At 59.4% G+C, this 16,085-nt stretch carries 17 protein-coding genes; 8 read left to right on the top strand and 9 right to left on the bottom strand.

Annotated features, from left to right (window positions below):
- Nucleotides 1–153 precede the first annotated feature (153 nt).
- On the top strand, nucleotides 154–414 hold the full coding sequence (gene rpsT, locus QZL71_RS00780; RefSeq protein WP_005943554.1) for a 30S ribosomal protein S20: 261 nt from the start codon (nucleotides 154–156) through the stop codon (nucleotides 412–414).
- A 71-nt stretch (nucleotides 415–485) separates the two neighbouring features.
- On the opposite strand, the gene QZL71_RS00775 is transcribed toward rpsT, so the two are convergent.
- The 4 genes from QZL71_RS00775 to QZL71_RS00760 form a co-directional block, all read right to left on the bottom strand.
- The gene (locus QZL71_RS00775) at nucleotides 486–761 is read right to left on the bottom strand and encodes a peptidoglycan synthetase (protein ID WP_291011021.1); all 276 of its coding nucleotides are present in this window, start codon (nucleotides 759–761) and stop codon (nucleotides 486–488) included.
- Between the two features lie 98 nt (nucleotides 762–859).
- The gene (locus QZL71_RS00770; RefSeq protein ID WP_005943559.1) at nucleotides 860–1,216 is read right to left on the bottom strand and encodes a SpoVA/SpoVAEb family sporulation membrane protein; all 357 of its coding nucleotides are present in this window, start codon (nucleotides 1,214–1,216) and stop codon (nucleotides 860–862) included.
- Between the two features lies 1 nt (nucleotide 1,217).
- Nucleotides 1,218–2,234 (bottom strand): stage V sporulation protein AD, encoded by a 1,017-nt coding sequence (locus QZL71_RS00765; RefSeq protein WP_044953883.1) that lies wholly within the window; start codon nucleotides 2,232–2,234, stop codon nucleotides 1,218–1,220.
- 98 nt (nucleotides 2,235–2,332) lie between these two features.
- Entirely contained in the window at nucleotides 2,333–2,794 is a 462-nt protein-coding gene (locus QZL71_RS00760; RefSeq protein WP_097774624.1) for a SpoVA/SpoVAEb family sporulation membrane protein, read from the bottom strand.
- Between the two features lie 76 nt (nucleotides 2,795–2,870).
- On the opposite strand from QZL71_RS00760, the gene QZL71_RS00755 reads away from it, so the two are divergent.
- The 6 genes from QZL71_RS00755 (at nucleotide 2,871) to QZL71_RS00730 (ending at nucleotide 8,682) form a co-directional block, all read left to right on the top strand.
- The gene (locus tag QZL71_RS00755) at nucleotides 2,871–3,701 is read left to right on the top strand and encodes a M15 family metallopeptidase (RefSeq protein ID WP_294647348.1); all 831 of its coding nucleotides are present in this window, start codon (nucleotides 2,871–2,873) and stop codon (nucleotides 3,699–3,701) included.
- A 130-nt stretch (nucleotides 3,702–3,831) separates the two neighbouring features.
- Entirely contained in the window at nucleotides 3,832–4,416 is a 585-nt protein-coding gene (locus tag QZL71_RS00750) for a DUF4358 domain-containing protein (protein WP_044953887.1), read from the top strand.
- Between the two features lie 69 nt (nucleotides 4,417–4,485).
- Nucleotides 4,486–5,904 carry an MBOAT family O-acyltransferase gene (locus QZL71_RS00745; RefSeq protein WP_294647346.1) on the top strand — a complete coding sequence of 473 codons (1,419 nt, stop codon included), beginning with the start codon at nucleotides 4,486–4,488 and terminating at the stop codon, nucleotides 5,902–5,904.
- Between the two features lie 12 nt (nucleotides 5,905–5,916).
- Nucleotides 5,917–7,089 (top strand): DHHW family protein, encoded by a 1,173-nt coding sequence (locus QZL71_RS00740; RefSeq protein ID WP_294647344.1) that lies wholly within the window; start codon nucleotides 5,917–5,919, stop codon nucleotides 7,087–7,089.
- 259 nt (nucleotides 7,090–7,348) lie between these two features.
- Nucleotides 7,349–7,672 (top strand): hypothetical protein, encoded by a 324-nt coding sequence (locus tag QZL71_RS00735; protein ID WP_005943572.1) that lies wholly within the window; start codon nucleotides 7,349–7,351, stop codon nucleotides 7,670–7,672.
- A gap of 314 nt (nucleotides 7,673–7,986) precedes the next feature.
- Entirely contained in the window at nucleotides 7,987–8,682 is a 696-nt protein-coding gene (locus QZL71_RS00730; RefSeq protein ID WP_294647342.1) for a hypothetical protein, read from the top strand.
- A gap of 89 nt (nucleotides 8,683–8,771) precedes the next feature.
- On the opposite strand, the gene dnaJ is transcribed toward QZL71_RS00730, so the two are convergent.
- The 5 genes from dnaJ to QZL71_RS00705 all read right to left on the bottom strand — a co-directional run bounded on the left by dnaJ (nucleotide 8,772) and on the right by QZL71_RS00705 (nucleotide 14,469).
- Complete coding sequence (gene dnaJ / locus QZL71_RS00725) at nucleotides 8,772–9,950, bottom strand: molecular chaperone DnaJ (protein ID WP_294647340.1); 1,179 nt, start codon at nucleotides 9,948–9,950, stop codon at nucleotides 8,772–8,774.
- Between the two features lie 158 nt (nucleotides 9,951–10,108).
- Nucleotides 10,109–11,938: a molecular chaperone DnaK gene (dnaK, locus tag QZL71_RS00720; RefSeq protein WP_005943578.1), complete on the bottom strand. Its 1,830-nt coding sequence runs from the start codon at nucleotides 11,936–11,938 to the stop codon at nucleotides 10,109–10,111.
- 101 nt (nucleotides 11,939–12,039) lie between these two features.
- Nucleotides 12,040–12,669, bottom strand: coding sequence for a nucleotide exchange factor GrpE (locus tag QZL71_RS00715; RefSeq protein ID WP_005943579.1), 630 nt, complete (start codon nucleotides 12,667–12,669; stop codon nucleotides 12,040–12,042).
- Entirely contained in the window at nucleotides 12,666–13,739 is a 1,074-nt protein-coding gene (hrcA, locus tag QZL71_RS00710) for a heat-inducible transcriptional repressor HrcA (protein ID WP_120120417.1), read from the bottom strand. Before hrcA ends, QZL71_RS00715 begins: the two co-directional genes overlap by 4 nt.
- Before the next feature lie 187 nt (nucleotides 13,740–13,926).
- Nucleotides 13,927–14,469 (bottom strand): stage V sporulation T C-terminal domain-containing protein, encoded by a 543-nt coding sequence (locus QZL71_RS00705; RefSeq protein ID WP_097774615.1) that lies wholly within the window; start codon nucleotides 14,467–14,469, stop codon nucleotides 13,927–13,929.
- 227 nt (nucleotides 14,470–14,696) lie between these two features.
- On the opposite strand from QZL71_RS00705, the gene QZL71_RS00700 reads away from it, so the two are divergent.
- Complete coding sequence (locus QZL71_RS00700; RefSeq protein WP_154256081.1) at nucleotides 14,697–15,998, top strand: aminoacetone oxidase family FAD-binding enzyme; 1,302 nt, start codon at nucleotides 14,697–14,699, stop codon at nucleotides 15,996–15,998.
- Nucleotides 15,999–16,085: the final 87 nt, after the last annotated feature.

The raw sequence follows: 16,085 nt of genomic DNA, 5'->3' as shown, positions 1-16,085 counted from the left end.
CTGCCTGTTTTGGGGCCAAATGCCCCCTCTGCACGCAGAAAGTATGGAAAAAATAAAACTTTTCTAAACAAAAATCAAAAAAACGCTTGCGCTGGTACGCGAAATATGGTATCATAGGGTGCGCTGTTATAGGTAGCCAAGGAGGTGGAACGAATGCCTAACATCAAATCTCAGAAGGACCGCGTCGTGCAGGCTGCTGCAGAGCAGGCTCACAACAAGGCCATTAAGACCAACCTGAAAACAGTCGTCAAGAAGGCAGACGCTGCCATCGATGCGAATGCCGCTGACAAGGACGCAACCGTCCTGGCTGCTGTTTCCGCGATCGACAAGGCTCGCGCTAAGGGTGTCATCAAAAAGAACACCGCCAGCCGCAAGATCAGCCGTATGGCAAAGCGTGCTAACAAGAACGCTTGATCGCTTTCTGATTGACGAACAAAACCTCTGTACCGGGTTCCCGGCACAGGGGTTTTTGTTTTGCCCGCTTTTCAGGGCACGGCAGCAGGCCGCTCAAAATCGCACAGGGTGGCAAAATCGAACCCCGGCACCTGCTCCAGAAGCTGCTCCGGCGGCAGGCCGTCGGGCGGCTCGGCCAGCAGCGCCCACGCAGCCCATGCCGTGGGCACCGCCGCCGCAAGGGCCAGCCCCGGCAGCGCCAGTGCCGGGCATGTATGGAACGCACTGCCCGGCGGCAGGGCTGCCACCGCGCACAAGGCCTGTGCAGCCCAAAGCTCCCACAAAAGGGTCGTCCAGCGGTGCTTCATCCGCATCACCTCCTGTTTTGCACAGTTTACCGCAGTGCGGTGGAAAAACAGGGCGAAGGGTGGCGGACAAAGTGACGATGTTCTGGTGTATTTCTTCTTCAGTTCTGGTCGTGACTTTTGCCCACCCAGCTGCACACCACGCCGCACACAAGGCTGGTGGTAACACCGGCCGCAGCGGCGGTCAGCCCGCCGGTGAGGATGCCCACAGCACCTTCTTCCTGCAGCGCAGTGCGCACGCCCTTTGCCAGCAGATGGCCGAAGCCCAGCAGGGGAACCGTGGCCCCGCACCCGGCAAACTCGGCCAGCGGGGCATACCACCCAATGGCCGAAAGCACCACGCCCGCCACCACATATCCGGTCAGGATGCGGGCCGGGGTCAGGCCGGTCAGGTCGATGAGCAGCTGTCCCGCCACACAGATGGCCCCGCCCACACAGAAAGCCCAGAAATAGTTCATCTTACTTCTCCTTTTCCGGCGCACGCAGCTCCACCAGATGCGCCACCGCCGGGATGGTCTCCTTCTGCAAAAAGGTGGTCTGGCTCATCAGGGCCCCGGTGGCTGTGAACAGCACCCGCTTCTGGCTGCCCCGGCGCAGGCGCGGCAGGATGTGCCCGCACAGCACCGCCGCGCAGCAGCCCGGGCCGGAGCCGCCGCTCTTTACGCTCTGCTCGTTTGCATCGAACAGGATGCACCCGCAGTCTACATGGTTTTTGATCAACAAGCCTTCTGCGGCCAGCAGCTCCCGCAGCAGCTGACTGCCCACCTGCCCAAGGTCGCCGGTATAGATGCAGTCGAACTCCTGCGGTTCGGTGCCGGTATCCTTAAAATAGTGCAGCAGGGTGGAAGCCGCTGCCGGGGCCATGGCAGCCCCCATATTGTTGATGTCCTTTACCTGATAATCCTGCACACGGCCAAAGGTGGCAGCGGCAATGCCAACGCCTTCGCCCTGCGGCTGCAAAAGGCAGCATCCGGCAGCGGTGGCAGTCCACTGGGCCGTAGGCGTGCGCACCGCGCCGTAGCTCAGCGGCGTGCGGAACTGCCGCTCTGCCGCGCAGAAGTGGCTGGAAGCCATGGCCAGCAGATTGCGCGCAGCACCGCCCTCGCACAGAGCAGCGCCCAGCGCAAGGCCCTCGGCCATGGTGCTGCAGGCCCCGAACAGCCCGGCAAAGGGCACGCCCAGCTCCCGCATGGCATAGCTGGATGCCGTGCACTGGGCCTGCAGATCCCCGGCAAGGGCCAGCTGCACCTTTTCCTGCGGAAGCGCCGCCTTTTGCAGGCACAGCCGCGCGGCGCGCAGCTGCAGGTATTTTTCCGCAGCTTCCCAGCTGGACTGGCCAAAGCGGTTGTCTGCGCTTAGCTCGTCGAACTCTGCCGCCAGCGGGCCTTCGCTCTCTTTTTTGCCGCCCACCGCTGCACCCGCAGCGATCACCGGCAGTGTCTGGAACAGCAGGGTATCCCCGCACCGGACCGTCATAGGCAAAATTTCTCCTTCGTGGAAAATAGATGAAAAATGTTCCATAAAATATTGTATAATAACATCATGCTGCAATCTTACGGCACACTTGCCCGTGTTTATGACAGCACAGGCACACCCGCCATGCCCAGCACCCACAGCACCGCGCCGTACACCACCGCCGCCAGCGTGCCGTACACGATCACCGGCCCGGCAATGGTGAACATCTTGGCCCCGGTACCCAGCACCCGGCCCTCGGCCTTGAACTCGATGGCCGCGCTGACCACCGCATTGGCAAAGCCTGTGATGGGCACCAGCGACCCGGCCCCGGCCTTTGCGGCCAGCTTCTGGTACCAGCCCAGCGTGGTAAGCACCGCTGAGAGCACGATCAGGCTGCAGCTGGTCAGGGTGCCGGCAAGGTCGGCTTCCACGCCCATGGCAAGATAGCTCTGGCGCAGCACTTCGCCCAGCAGGCAGATGCCGCCGCCCACGCCAAAAGCCCACAGGCAGTCCAGACCCAAGGGCGAGTGCGGCCCGATGCGCCGCACCCGGCGCGCATATTCCTGTGCTGTCATTTTCATATTGTTTCCCCTCCGGGCATATCTTTCCCATAGGAAGCAAACTCTATGCACATCCACCGGAAAGAAGGTATTCCAGATGAATCCGTCTGTCCATCCTCATCACCGCCGCCATCTGCGGCCCGCCGTGCGGCGCGTGCTCACCGTTACCGTCGTGGCCTGCATTGCCGTGGGCGGGGCCTCGTTCGTGCTGCACAGCCGTTCCGCTGTGCCTGCCGCCTCGGCAACTTCCACGTCCAGCGCCTCGGCAGCATCAGAGGCAGAAAGCAGTCTGCTGACCGCCCGGCAGGCGCAGGCCATTCTGGATGATCCCCGCATGGTGCTGGTGAACCACACGAACAAAATGCCGGACGATCATACCTTTACCACCAAGGTGTGCGGCTCGGCCACCGCTGTGAACAAGACCCTGCAGACCGAAGCCGCCGATGCGTTCCTCGCCATGCAGGCCGCCGCCGCAAAGGACGGCGTGACCATCTGGATGCAGAGCGGCTACCGCAGCGTGGACTACCAGAAGAACCTCTACGACCAAAAGACCCAGTATTTCCGCAATAAGGGCCTGAGCGAAGCCGAAGCGAAAAAGCAGGCGGCAAATATCGTGAACCCGCCGGGCTACTCGGAGCACAACTGCGGTCTTGCTGCCGACCTGAACAGCCCGGAGCACACCGACCTGACCGAGGGCTTTGAAAACACCGAGGCCTTCCGCTGGCTGAGCGCCCATGCCGTGGAATACGGCTTCATCCTGCGGTACCCCAAAAACGCAGAAGCCGTTACCGAGATCACCTACGAGCCGTGGCACTGGCGCTATGTGGGGCCGGAAAATGCGGCCCTGATCCAGCAGAGCGGCCTGTGCTTTGAGGATGCCGTTTCCGTGCTGCAGAAGCTTGCCGCAGGGGAGAAGATCACCGGTTAAAAATCCGTAAAACCGAGGGGCTTTTCGTTGCATTTTGCACACAGTTATGGTAAGATAACAATAGTCTGCCCTGATGCTGGACCGCTTTGGGCAGCTGCAAAAATGTTTTGAACAAAAGAAGGAATATTTTATGATAAATCGCACAAAAATCTTTACAATTGCTCTCACCGGCGCGCTGGCTGCTGTCGCTCTTACCGGCTGCGGCGGTTCCGCCAGCTCTTCGGCCGCTCCCTCCTCCGTTTCCACCGCTGCTGCGGAATCTCCCGCTTCCAGCGCCGCCGCATCCGCTGTTGTGGACAATGCTGCCGAGAACGGCTCTGATGCACTGGACGGTGTTTTCAATGCTCTGCTGGAAGCCGACCCCATCTCCAACCAGTTCGAGATCGCAGCCATGAACATTGAGTACGATTTCGGCCTGAAGGCTGAGGACGTTGTGAGCTACAAGGGCGTGAAGAGCAACGACAACGGCGATGCCGGTCTGGTGCTGGTGCTCGAAGCTGCCGACGGCAAGGCCGAGGACGTAGCCAACCAGCTGGCTTCCTACCAGCAGGATCAGGTGGCCTTCTACGGCAACTACGCCGAGTTTGCTCAGGCGCAGGATAACGTGGAGAACGCTGTTATCGCCTTCAAGGGCAACACCATTGTCATGGTGATCGCATCCAACGAGTGCACTGCCGATCTGGACAGCGCCGTGGACAGCGCACTGGCAGACTGAATCTGGATCCACCCAAGGCCGGTGCCATTTGCGGCATCGGCTTTTTTCGGCTAAAAGGAGGCTGACGCTTTGGTTTTCAGCACCATCATCTTTCTGTTCCGGTTTCTGCCCATCACGCTGGCGCTGTATTACCTTGCGCCCGCAAAGCTCAAGAACACCGTGCTGTTCCTCTGCAGTCTGGTGTTCTACTGCTGGGGCGAGGTACGGTTTTTCCCGGTCATGGTGGCCCTCATCCTCATCAACTACATCAGCGGCCTGTGCATCGAGCACTTCGACCAAAAGCCGGCCCTGCGCAGGACATTTCTGCTGGTGGCCCTCATTGGCAGCCTTGGGATGCTGTTCTACTTCAAATACGCAAACTTTGTGCTGCGCAGCGCAAACGCCCTGCTGGGCACCGCCTTTGCCGAGATCCAGGGCATTGGCACTCTGCCGCTGGGCATCAGCTTTTACACCTTCCAGACCCTTTCCTACTCCATCGATGTTTACCGCCGGGATGTAAAGGCAGAGCGTAATATCATCGACTTTGGTGCCTATGTGGTCATGTTCCCTCAGCTGATCGCCGGCCCCATCGTGAAATACCGCGATGTCTCGAACCAGCTGCACGTATACCGGCACCGCTACAGCCTGCAGCAGATCGAAGAGGGCATGACCCTGTTCACCTTTGGCCTTGCCAAAAAGGTGCTGCTGGCGGATGCCATCGGTGCTTTGTGGACAGACATCATCGGCGTTGCGGACAGCCCTTCCACCACCTTTGTGGGCCTTGCCAATGCATCCACCCCGCTGGTGTGGCTGGGCATCATCGCCTATAGCCTGCAGCTCTACTTTGACTTTTCCGGCTACTCCATGATGGGCATTGGCATGGGCAAGATGCTGGGCTTCGACTTCCCCGCAAACTTCAACTACCCTTATATCTCCGCATCCATCACCGAGTTCTGGCGGCGCTGGCACATGACCCTTTCCGGCTGGTTCCGGGAGTATGTGTATATCCCTCTCGGCGGCAACCGCAAGGGCCTGAAGCGCCAGATCTTCAACCTGTTCGTGGTGGAGCTGCTCACCGGCATCTGGCACGGCGCGAACTGGAACTTTATCTGCTGGGGCCTGTACTACTTTGTGCTGCTGGCTGTAGAAAAGCTGTTCCTGCTGCCCCACCTGCAAAAGGGCAGAGTGTGGCCCCACATCTACACCCTGTTCCTCGTTGTGGTGGGCTGGGCCATGTTCGTGGGCAACGATACGGGCGTAAGCTTCGGTCTGCTGTTCCACAAGCTGTTCGTTCCTTCCGGCGGTGTTTCGCCGCTGTACTTCCTGCGCAACTACAGTGTGCTGCTGGTGGTCAGCATCCTCTGCTGCACCCCGCTCATTGAAAAGATTTGGAACCTGCTCAAAAAGAATGCCGTCACCCGCTGTGCCGCCATTCTGGCGCTGCTGGTGGTATCCACCGCCTATGTGGTGGGCAGTACCAACAGCCCGTTCCTCTATTTCAACTTTTAAGGAGGCGTGAAGATGGACAAGCATTCCAAAAAATCTTCCTCGCTCCTGCACTACCCGGTGCTGGTGGTGTTCAGCCTGTTCTTTCTTGGTCTGTTCGCACTGGACCTTATTACACCGGACCGCGCCTACAGCGAGATGGAAAACACCACCCTTTCCCAGCGCCCGGCGCTGACCCAGCTTTCCGCCAAGGGGCTGAACAGCTACTTTACCGCCTACACCAAATACGTGAAGGATCAGGTGTTCGGCCGCGACGAGTGGATCAGCCTGCAGAGCGTAGTGGAGACCACCCTGCTGCAGAAGGAGCAGAACGGCGGCATCCTGCTGGGCAAAGAGCACATGATGTTCCCCCGCACCTTCGGCCTGCTGGACAGCGAGAACCGCACCCTGCCCAAGAACACCGCCGCTGTGGAAGCACTGTGCCAGCGCCACCCGGGTAAGGTGGATGTACTGCTGGCCCCGGCAGCATCGGTCATTTACCCGGAAAACGTGCCTGCAAACGCGCCGCTGCTGGACGAGGATGCCTATCTCGACCAGCTTTCCGCCGCCGTACAGGCCGCCGGAGGGCGCTTTGTGGATGTGCGGCAGACCCTTGCCGAACACAAGGACGAATATATCTACTACCGCACCGACCATCACTGGACGAGCCTTGGCGCATACTACGCCTACCAGCAGCTGTGCGGTACGCTGGGCCTGATTCCCTTCGACCCCGCCGCGCACACGGCTCTGACCGCCGAAAATTTCTACGGCACCCACTACTCCAAGGCCCGCACATGGAATGCCGTGCCGGATACTATCACCTACTACGACCTGCCGAACAGCCTGACCATCTATAATGTCACCGCTGCAGGCCAGCCCGCAGACGGCCAGACCACCGGCCTGTACGACACGGACAAGCTGAACGTGTACGATAAGTACGCCATGTTCCTGCATGGCAACAACGGCCTGAGCCGCATTGAGGGCGACGGCATCGGGCGCATTCTGGTGATCAAGGACAGCTACGCCAACTGCTTTGCACCGTATCTGACGGCAAACTACGCCCAGATCGATGTGGTGGACTTCCGCAACTACAACTACGGTCTGGATCAGCTGATCGCGGATAACGATTATGACCAGATCCTTGTGCTCTACAGTTTTGACAGCTTCAAGAGCGACCCGTACCTCTACCGTGCCGGTGTGGCCGGGTAAACATGGCAGCGCCTTTTCCGCAAAGGAAAGGGCGCTGTTGTTTTATGTCAAATTATTGCAGTCTTTTTTCACAAATTTTTCTAGTTCTTTTCGGAAGTCTCTCCAGTTTTTGCGCACTCTGCCCATTCACCCCTTGCAAAAAATCAACGGGTGTTGTACAATGGCGATATAGAGCAGTTGCTCTTCATCGATGGTTCGATCTGGTGTGAACAGTGCATAGAATGTGCTGATACGATCTTTGATTCAAAGGAGTGTTATTATGGAAAACAAGATCATGATGCCTGCTTCCTACAACGTTCTTTCCTGCGAAGAGATGACCTACACCGAGGGCGGTGCTACCTTTACGGAAGCTCTGCTGAACTGGATTCCGCCCATTGGCTGGTACATGGGTGTTACCGCCATGCGCAACTACCGCAAGAGCCACCCCAACGACTGGCTGGATACCGGTCTGGATGCTCTGAGCCGCGATATGGATTCCAGTGCGCAGAACATGCTGCGTGATCTGGGACGCATCGTCTGGGTCACCGCGACCAGCGCTACCGGCGTTGGTTTTCTGGTCAATGCTGCCATCGTCCTGCTCTGACCCTGCTCATAAGATCCGTCCGGAGAGACCAAAGACCCCTTTACCCGCGGCCTTTTCCGCCAGAGAGGGCCGCGGGCTTTTCATCAAGCAGAAATAAGAAATCGGCTGCCTGAGCACTGTATACCGTCTGAACGGTCTTTTGCCTGCAGAGAACAGCACTGCTTTCCTTTTCCTGCAAGCAACTACTCGCGTCATGCGGCGGCGCGCCCTGCTTTATGAGAACGATCTCCAAGCGCATATCCCGGTTTATTTTTGGGTTTTAAACAGTGCGATCTTGCACTGTCTGGATAGCTTTGATTCAAAGGAGTGTTATTATGGAAAACAAAATCATGATGCCTGCTTCCTACAACGTTCTGTCCTGCGAAGAAATGACCTACACCGAAGGCGGTGCTACTGTCGGTCAGGCACTGGCAGCTTGGTTCTGGCCCGGCTATGCTACGGTTATCGGCATCAACACCTGCCGTGAAGCACGCAAGAAGGATCACGACAACTGGGCATCCAACGTCTGGAACGATATCAAGGCCGACTGCAAGGGCAATGTGACCAACGCCTTCTACCATGCCGGCATGATCTTCTGGAATGCTGCATCGACCATCAGCAGCTTTGGCATTTCTGCCGTTATGTCTCTGGGGAGAAGAGCCGCCGCTTTTTTATCAAACCTAAAAAAGGAGTTTTGCTTTATGACGAACGCCATTACTTATCCTGCTGCATACAATGTTTTGTCCTGCGAAGAAATGACCTACACCGAGGGCGGCGTAGGTGTTGTGGAAGCCGCCATGGCATGGTTCCCGCTGTACGGCTGGTACAAGGCTGTTTCTGCCATCCACGATTACCGCAAGGCAAATATCAACTCTAACTGGGTGGAAAACGGCATGAACGCTCTGGTTGCCCATGCTGAAAAAAGCCCCACGAACACCATCCATGACATCGGCTGCAGCTTCTGGTTCATTGGTTCCTGCGCAACCATCATCGGCCTTGTGCCCAACGCCCTGTTGATCTTCGGCAACTAAGTCCCGGGTCTCTGTTCTGAAAAAGCAAAAGCGGCGGCGCCTCCCGTTTGGGAAGTGCCGCCGCTTTTTATGTTATGCGGTTTTCAGTCTCAGTTGTTGAACATGTCCTTCAGCTTTTTGAAGAAGCCCTTGCGCTTTTCGTAGTTTTCTTCTTTCAGGGTGCCCTCGAACTTCTTCAGGGCCTCCCGCTGGGTCTTGTTCAGCTTCTTGGGGATCTCCACCTCGCACTTGACGTACATATCACCGCGGCCGCGGCCATTCAGGTACTGGATGCCCTTGCCGCGCAGGCGGAAGGTGGTGCCGCTCTGGGTGCCCTCGGGCACGGTGTACTCCACCTTGCCGTCAATGGAGGGCACCTGCACGGTGTCGCCCAGCACAGCCTGACTGTAAGTGATGGGCACTGTGACCCACACATCGTAGCCGTCGCGCTGGAACACCTCGCTGGGGCGCACCGTGACCATGACGATCACATCACCGGAGGGACCGCCGTTTGCACCGGCATCGCCCATGCCGCGCAGTGCAAAGCTCTGGTCGTCGTCGATGCCCATGGGGATGGACACCTCCAGCGTCTTTTTAGCAGCCACCTTGCCGCTGCCATGGCAGACCTTGCAGGGATTCTTGACCAGCTTGCCCTTGCCGCCACAGCGGGAGCAGGGCTGCTGGGTCTGCATCACGCCAAAGGGGGTGCGCTGCTGACGGATCACGAAGCCGCGGCCGCCGCAGTCCGGGCAGATCTCGGGGCTGGAACCGGCGGCACAGCCGCTGCCGTGGCACTCGGTGCACTCCTGCTGGCGAGTGATGGTGATGTTCTTCTTGCAGCCGTGCACGGCCTCGTCAAAGCTCAGGGTGATGCGCACCCGGATGTCCTGACCCTTGCGGGGGGCGTTGGGATTGGCCCGACGGGACGAACCGCCAAAGCCGCCGAAGCCGCCGCCAAAGATATCGCCGAAAATGTCGCCCAGATCCACGCCGTCGCCGCCAAAACCGCCAAAGCCGCCCGCACCGGGGCCGCCGCCGTTCTGTGCTGCATAGGCAGGGTCAACACCTGCAAAGCCATACTGGTCGTACAGCTGGCGCTTCTTCGGGTCCGAAAGCACCTCGTTTGCTTCGTTTACTTCCTTGAACTTTTCCTCGGCATCCTTATCGCCGGGGTTATAGTCCGGGTGGTATTTCATTGCAAGCTTGCGGTATGCCTTTTTGATCTCGGCATCGGTCGCAGTCTTGGATACCCCCAGCACTTCGTAGTAATCACGCTTTTCCTGTGCCATATCCACTCACCTCTCCGGGAACGTTTGATCCGGGAAACGCCCCGGTTGGTTCCTCGCTCTATAACCAGCAAGAGCCGCTCCGGCAAAACCGGAGCGGCTTTTGCTATTCCACGCGTGCGTCCGCCGGTTTGGCCGGGCACACACTGCTGTGTTTTTTATCAGACTTCCTTGAAGTCGGCATCCACAACGCCGTCATCACCCGGCTTCTGCTGGTTGTTTGCACCTGCGTCGGGGCCGGGCTGTGCACCGGCGGCCTGCTGTGCGGCAGCGGCTGCCTGATACATCTTCTCGAACACCTGGCTCAGAGCTTCCTGCTTTGCCTTGATGTCGTCCACGTTGCCGGACTGAACAGCGGTCTTCAGGTCGGCCAGCTTGCTCTCGGCCTCGCTCTTCACGTCGGCGGGCAGCTTGTCGCCGTTCTCCTTCAGCATCTTCTCAGTCTGGAACACCATCTGGTCGGCACCGTTGCGGATATCGACCTCTTCACGCTTCTTTTTATCGTCGGCAGCAAACTGCTCAGCTTCCTTCACAGCCTTGTCGATGTCCTCCTTGGACATGTTGGTGGAAGCGGTAATGGTGATGTTCTGCTCCTTGCCGGTGCCCAGATCCTTTGCGCTGACCTTCACGATGCCGTTTGCATCGATATCGAAGGTAACTTCGATCTGAGGCACACCACGGGGAGCCGGAGCGATGCCGTCCAGATGGAAGACACCCAGGCTCTTGTTGTCGCGTGCGAACTCACGCTCGCCCTGCAGAACGTTGACCTCAACAGAGGGCTGGTTGTCTGCAGCGGTGGAGAACACCTGACTCTTGTGGGTGGGGATGGTGGTATTGCGGTCGATGATCTTGGTGCACACGCCGCCCAGAGTTTCAATGCCCAGGCTCAGCGGGGTGACATCCAGCAGCAGCAGGCCCTTGACATCGCCCTGCAGCACGCCGCCCTGAATGGCAGCGCCCACAGCCACGCACTCATCGGGGTTGATGCCCTTGAAGGGCTCGCAGTTCAGTTCCTTCTTGACTGCATCGTAGACAGCGGGGATACGGGTGGAACCACCGACCATCAGAACCTTCTTCAGGTCAGAGGGACGCAGGCCTGCATCCTGCAGAGCCTTGCGGACGGGGCCCATGGTGCGATCGACCAGATCAGCGGTCAGCTCGTTGAACTTTGCGCGGGTCAGGGTCATATCCAAGTGCTTGGGGCCGGTAGCATCGGCAGTGATGAAGGGCAGGTTGATCTGGCTGCTCATTGCGCTGGACAGCTCGATCTTTGCCTTCTCGGCAGCTTCCTTCAAACGCTGCGCAGCCATCTTGTCCTTGCGCAGGTCGATGCCGTTCTCGGTCTGGAAGGCATCTGCCATCCAGTTGATGATGCGCTCATCGAAGTCATCGCCGCCCAGATGGGTATCACCGTTGGTGGCCAGAACTTCGGTAACGCCGTCGCCCATCTCGATGATGGACACATCGAAGGTGCCGCCGCCCAGATCGTAGACCATGATCTTCTGGTCTTCTTCCTTATCGATGCCATATGCCAGAGAAGCGGCAGTAGGCTCGTTGATGATACGCTTGACGTTCAGGCCTGCAATGGTGCCTGCGTCCTTGGTAGCCTGACGCTGGCTGTCGTTGAAGTATGCAGGAACGGTAATGACAGCCTCGGTAACAGGCTCGCCCAGATAAGCCTCGGCATCAGCCTTCAGCTTCTGCAGGATCATAGCGCTGACCTGCTGGGGAGTGTACTCCTTGCCGTTCAGGGTCACCTTGTGGTCGGTGCCCATGAAGCGCTTGATGGAAGCAACGGTGTTCTCGGGGTTGGTGATGGCCTGACGCTTTGCGACCTGACCCACCAGACGATCGCCGGTCTTGGTAAAGCCGACCACAGACGGGGTGGTGCGTGCACCCTCAGAGTTTGCGATAACAACGGGCTCGCCGCCCTCCATGACAGCCACGCAGCTGTTGGTAGTACCAAGGTCGATACCAATGATCTTACTCATAATGAAAACTCCTCTCGAAAGAACAAATCGTATTGTTTATGTGATGCTCAAATGTTTGTAAGCGGATGTTATATTCAAAACCCTTTCGGGTTTCTGCTTTGTTATTCGGCCACTACAACGGTCGCATGGCGGACGATCTTATCGCCCAGCTTGTAGCCCTTCTGGTAGACCGTGATGACGGTGCCGCTCTCCTGTCCGTCCGGGGCGGGGATCTGCTGCACTGCATTCATGAAGTTGGGATCAAAGGGCTTGCCCAGCGCCTCGATCTCCTCCACATGGAGGGCATCCAGCGCCTTGGCGGCCTTGTCCAGCGTCATGGTCACGCCCTTTTTGTAGTTCTCGTCGGTGGTGGGGGCGTTGGCTGCCATCTCCAGCGTATCCAGAATGGGAATGATCTGGTTCACCGCAAAGGAAATGCCATCGTTGAACTTCTGGTCGGCTTCGCGGGTGGAGCGCTTGCGGTAGTTCTCGTACTCCGCTGCCATGCGCAGCAGCTGGTCTTTGGCCTGTGCAGCGTTGGCTTCGGCCGCGTCCAGCTTTGCCTTTACGGCTTCCAGCTCGCGGGCCTTCTTGTTGAACCAGCCGCCATCCTTCTTCTTGTCATCCTTCGGGTCGGCAGCTTCGGCAGCAGGTTCCTGTTCGGGTGCTGCCTGCTGGGCCTTTTCCTCGGGAGCCGTTTCGGGCTGCTCCGCTTCCTGAGCCGGAGCCGTCTTTTTTGCTTCTTCGCTCATTCCAGATCCTCCTTATAGATCACAGTCCGCCGGGGTACGGCAGCCTGTGGGGTGTCTTTTCGTTTGCCGCTCATGCCCTCGCCCAGCTGGTCTGCAAAGTAATGCAGCAGCGGCATCAGTTTCTGGAAGGGCATCCGGGTGGGGCCGATCAATGCAATGGAGCCCCACAGGCCTCCGCCCACCAGATACCGGTCGCTCACGATGCACAGGCCCGGGATCTGCGGTTCCAGATCCTCGCCCAGCAGCACGCTCTCACTGCGTTCTGCCGGAGGTGCGATCAGGCCAGCGGCCTGCTCCTCGTCGTTCAGCAGTGTGAGGATGTCGCCCACCTTGCCGTCCAGCTGGGGCCAGTCCAGCAGGTACTGCTCACCGCCCAGAAATACATGGGGCTTGACGGAATCCTGCAGGATGGCCGCTGCCGCGCTGATGACAGGCACCAGCTCCGGGTCGATCTGGCTGCACAGCTCTGCCAGCAGCCGGGTGGAAAGATCCACCGGCGCTACAAAGGTAAGGTTGCGGTTGAGCAGTGCGGCAAGTGCTGCCGCATTCTCGCGGGAAAGACCGGTGCGCACCCGCGCCACACGGGTACGAACGTAACCGGCCGTGGTAACGGCCAGCACAGCCGCTGCGCTGCGGCCCACCTGAACCACTTCATAGTGGGCGATGCACAGATCCTCGGCGCACGGGGTGCTGATGGCGGCGGTGCAGCCGCTGATGGCGGCCAGCGCCTTGGCGGCACCTGCGGCCAGCTTTTCCGGCTCGTGGTCAAGGCTTGCGAACACCGCATCCACACGGGCACGGCTCACACGATCCAGCGGCTGATCGTCGGTCAGCAGATTATCAAGGTAGTAACGGTAGCCCTTGGCACTGGGCACACGGCCCGCGCTGGTGTGGGGCTGCTCCAGCAGGCCCAGCTTTGTCAGCGCCGCCATCTCATTGCGAAGCGTTGCGCTGGAAACTGCCATGTCAAAGTAGTTTGCCAGCACGCTGCTGCCAACAGGCTCGCCTTCGAGACCATACAGCGCCACGATCGCCTGCAAGACTCGCTGCTTGCGTGCATCCATCGTCATAGCGCCTGCCTCCTTTTTGCGTTTGCTTTGTTTGTTTAGCACTCCTTGTTCCTGAGTGCTAAGACCATTATAGCCAATTTTCCGGTGCTGTCAAGCCCCTTGGAAAAATGTTTTAAAAGATTCATAATTCTGTCATAAACGAAGAAAGCGCCCTCCTTATTATAAGGAAAGCGCTCCGGCATGTTCTTTACTCTTCCATCTGCCTTGCCAGAAATGCCGCCGCCACATTCACGGCCTTGAGCTGGGCGGCATCCGGCGTGGCCGTGCGGTCTTCGGTCAGCAGGGCCACCACGCCGGTCACATCGCCTGCCGCAATGATGGGTGCGGCGCACAGCACCACCCGGGGCGAGCCTTCGCAGGGCAGGATGCACTTTTCGGCAATTCCCTCGCTCTGGTACAGCCTGCGGCCATCCATCAGCTTTTCCAGCGGCTGGCTGATGCTGCGGTCGGCCAGCTCCCGCCGGCCGGAGCCGCTCACCGTAAGGATGCGGTCGCGGTCGGCCACCAGTGCGGTCAGCGCAAAGCTTTTGCTGAGCACCTCGGTATACTGGGCCGCCACTGCGTTCATCTCGCCAATGGGCGAATACTTTTTAAAGATCACCTCGCCGTCGCCCGTGGTGAAGATCTCCAGCGGGTCGCCGCGGCGGATGCGCTGGGTGCGGCGGATCTCCTTGGGGATCACCACCCGGCCCAGCTCGTCGATGCGGCGCACGATTCCTGTTGCTTTCATGTTTTTGCTCCTCCGTTTCCTTAAAAATGCCTGCAGCACTAGTATCTGTCAGGCCGGGCCATTTATACCTGCTGCCCCCGCGCAAAAAGACCTGCACGGAAAGCTGCCTCTTCGTTGCGTTTCCGGCAGGGTTCTGCTACAATGATACAAAAAGCCATTTTCATAAGCACAGCACCCCGCTTATGAAGACAGATCCTAAAATTCTACTGAGAAAGGCAGGTGTCCGGATGCCGAACATCCTCATTCTGGGCGGCGGTGCCGCCGGTCTTGCAGCCGCGCTGGCGGCGGCACAAAGTGCCCCCGCTGCACAGGTCATTGTGCTGGAGCGCAACCCGAAGCCGGGCAAAAAGCTGCTTGCCACCGGCAATGGCCGTTGCAATCTGGATAACACCGGCATTGCACCGGAGCTGTATTTCACTGCCGACCCGGCAGCACTTCGTCCGCTGCTGGATGCCGTAAATACCGCCGACCCGCTGCGCTGGTTCCGTGCGCTGGGGCTTTATACCCGCACCGACGAGGCGGGCCGGGTGTATCCGTACTCCAATCAGGCGGCGGACGTGCTGGCCCTGCTGGAGCATCACCTTGCGCAGCACCATGTGCAGCTGCGCACCGGCTGCACCGTGCGCACCCTGAACCAGAGCCGCAGCGGCTACGCCGTGCAGTTCGAGACGGCAGAGGGCTCTGCCGAAACGCTGCGCGCCGATGCTGTCATCTGCGCCATGGGCGGCGAGGCAGGGCCGCAGTTCGGCACCGACGGCTTTGGCACCCGGTTCGCCGCCCAGTGCGGCGGCAGGGTGGAGCCGCTGTACCCCTGCCTGACCGCCCTGCAGTGCGCAAAGCCCCGCAAAGCGCTGGCTGGCATCCGTGCCAAGGCAGCAGCATCCCTGCTGGACGGTGCCCGTGTGCTTGCCTGCGAGAACGGCGAGGTACAGTTCACCGATTACGGCCTTTCCGGCATCTGCATCATGCAGCTGTCCGGCCTGCTGGCCCCGGGCCGCGGCCCCAAGGCTCCTGCTGTGGAGCTGGACCTCTTCCCGGCAGTGGACGAAACCGCACTTGCCAGCCTGTTTGCGGCCCACGCCGCCCAGACGGCAGGGGGCAGCGCCGCTGACTTCTGGCTGGGCCTGCTGAACCAGAAGCTGGGCCGTACTGTGTGGTCTGCCGCCGGGCTGCAGGACAGCGACGCGCCTGCCGTGCTCACCGCCGCACAGTGGCAGAAGCTGGCCCACACCGCCAAGCACTGGCGCTTTGAAGGGCTGACCCCCTGCAGCTGGAAGCAGGCCCAGACCACCGGCGGCGGGCTGGCCCTGCGGGAGGTGGATCAGCACTTCCAGTTCAAGGGCTGTCCGGGCCTTTACTTTGTGGGCGAAACGCTGGACTGCGCGGGCAGCTGCGGCGGTTTTAACCTGCACTGGGCGTTCGGCTCCGGCCTTGTGGCCGGGCGCAGCGCTGCAGGCCATGCTGCAGCAGGCCGTGCTCTGCCAAAAGCCTCCGCGCCCGCAAAGAGCAGGAAAAAGCCGCACAGGTAAAAATGAGCTTTAAATTTTCAACAAAAGCTTGACATCTTGTGCAGATCGCATTATCATAAAGACAATAAAGGTTTGTTCAGAGGATCG

Origin of the sequence: uncultured Faecalibacterium sp., assembly GCF_900066275.1 — a bacterium.
GTDB classification, from domain to species: Bacteria; Bacillota; Clostridia; order Oscillospirales; family Ruminococcaceae; genus Faecalibacterium; species Faecalibacterium taiwanense.
The sequence above is the reverse complement of the archived record's forward strand: the minus strand, read 5'-3'. Positions and strand labels throughout refer to the sequence as shown.

Bases quoted from the DNA above. Each gene is read 5' to 3' on its own strand.
- rpsT (WP_005943554.1), top strand. From the start codon at position 154: ATGCCTAACATCAAATCTCAGAAGGACCGCGTCGTGCAGGCTGCTGCA.
- QZL71_RS00775 (WP_291011021.1), bottom strand. From the start codon at position 761: ATGAAGCACCGCTGGACGACCCTTTTGTGGGAGCTTTGGGCTGCACAG.
- QZL71_RS00770 (WP_005943559.1), bottom strand. From the start codon at position 1,216: ATGAACTATTTCTGGGCTTTCTGTGTGGGCGGGGCCATCTGTGTGGCG.
- QZL71_RS00765 (WP_044953883.1), bottom strand. From the start codon at position 2,234: ATGACGGTCCGGTGCGGGGATACCCTGCTGTTCCAGACACTGCCGGTG.
- QZL71_RS00760 (WP_097774624.1), bottom strand. From the start codon at position 2,794: ATGAAAATGACAGCACAGGAATATGCGCGCCGGGTGCGGCGCATCGGG.
- QZL71_RS00755 (WP_294647348.1), top strand. From the start codon at position 2,871: ATGAATCCGTCTGTCCATCCTCATCACCGCCGCCATCTGCGGCCCGCC.
- QZL71_RS00750 (WP_044953887.1), top strand. From the start codon at position 3,832: ATGATAAATCGCACAAAAATCTTTACAATTGCTCTCACCGGCGCGCTG.
- QZL71_RS00740 (WP_294647344.1), top strand. From the start codon at position 5,917: ATGGACAAGCATTCCAAAAAATCTTCCTCGCTCCTGCACTACCCGGTG.
- QZL71_RS00735 (WP_005943572.1), top strand. From the start codon at position 7,349: ATGGAAAACAAGATCATGATGCCTGCTTCCTACAACGTTCTTTCCTGC.
- QZL71_RS00730 (WP_294647342.1), top strand. From the start codon at position 7,987: ATGGAAAACAAAATCATGATGCCTGCTTCCTACAACGTTCTGTCCTGC.
- dnaJ (WP_294647340.1), bottom strand. From the start codon at position 9,950: ATGGCACAGGAAAAGCGTGATTACTACGAAGTGCTGGGGGTATCCAAG.
- dnaK (WP_005943578.1), bottom strand. From the start codon at position 11,938: ATGAGTAAGATCATTGGTATCGACCTTGGTACTACCAACAGCTGCGTG.
- QZL71_RS00715 (WP_005943579.1), bottom strand. From the start codon at position 12,669: ATGAGCGAAGAAGCAAAAAAGACGGCTCCGGCTCAGGAAGCGGAGCAG.
- hrcA (WP_120120417.1), bottom strand. From the start codon at position 13,739: ATGACGATGGATGCACGCAAGCAGCGAGTCTTGCAGGCGATCGTGGCG.
- QZL71_RS00705 (WP_097774615.1), bottom strand. From the start codon at position 14,469: ATGAAAGCAACAGGAATCGTGCGCCGCATCGACGAGCTGGGCCGGGTG.
- QZL71_RS00700 (WP_154256081.1), top strand. From the start codon at position 14,697: ATGCCGAACATCCTCATTCTGGGCGGCGGTGCCGCCGGTCTTGCAGCC.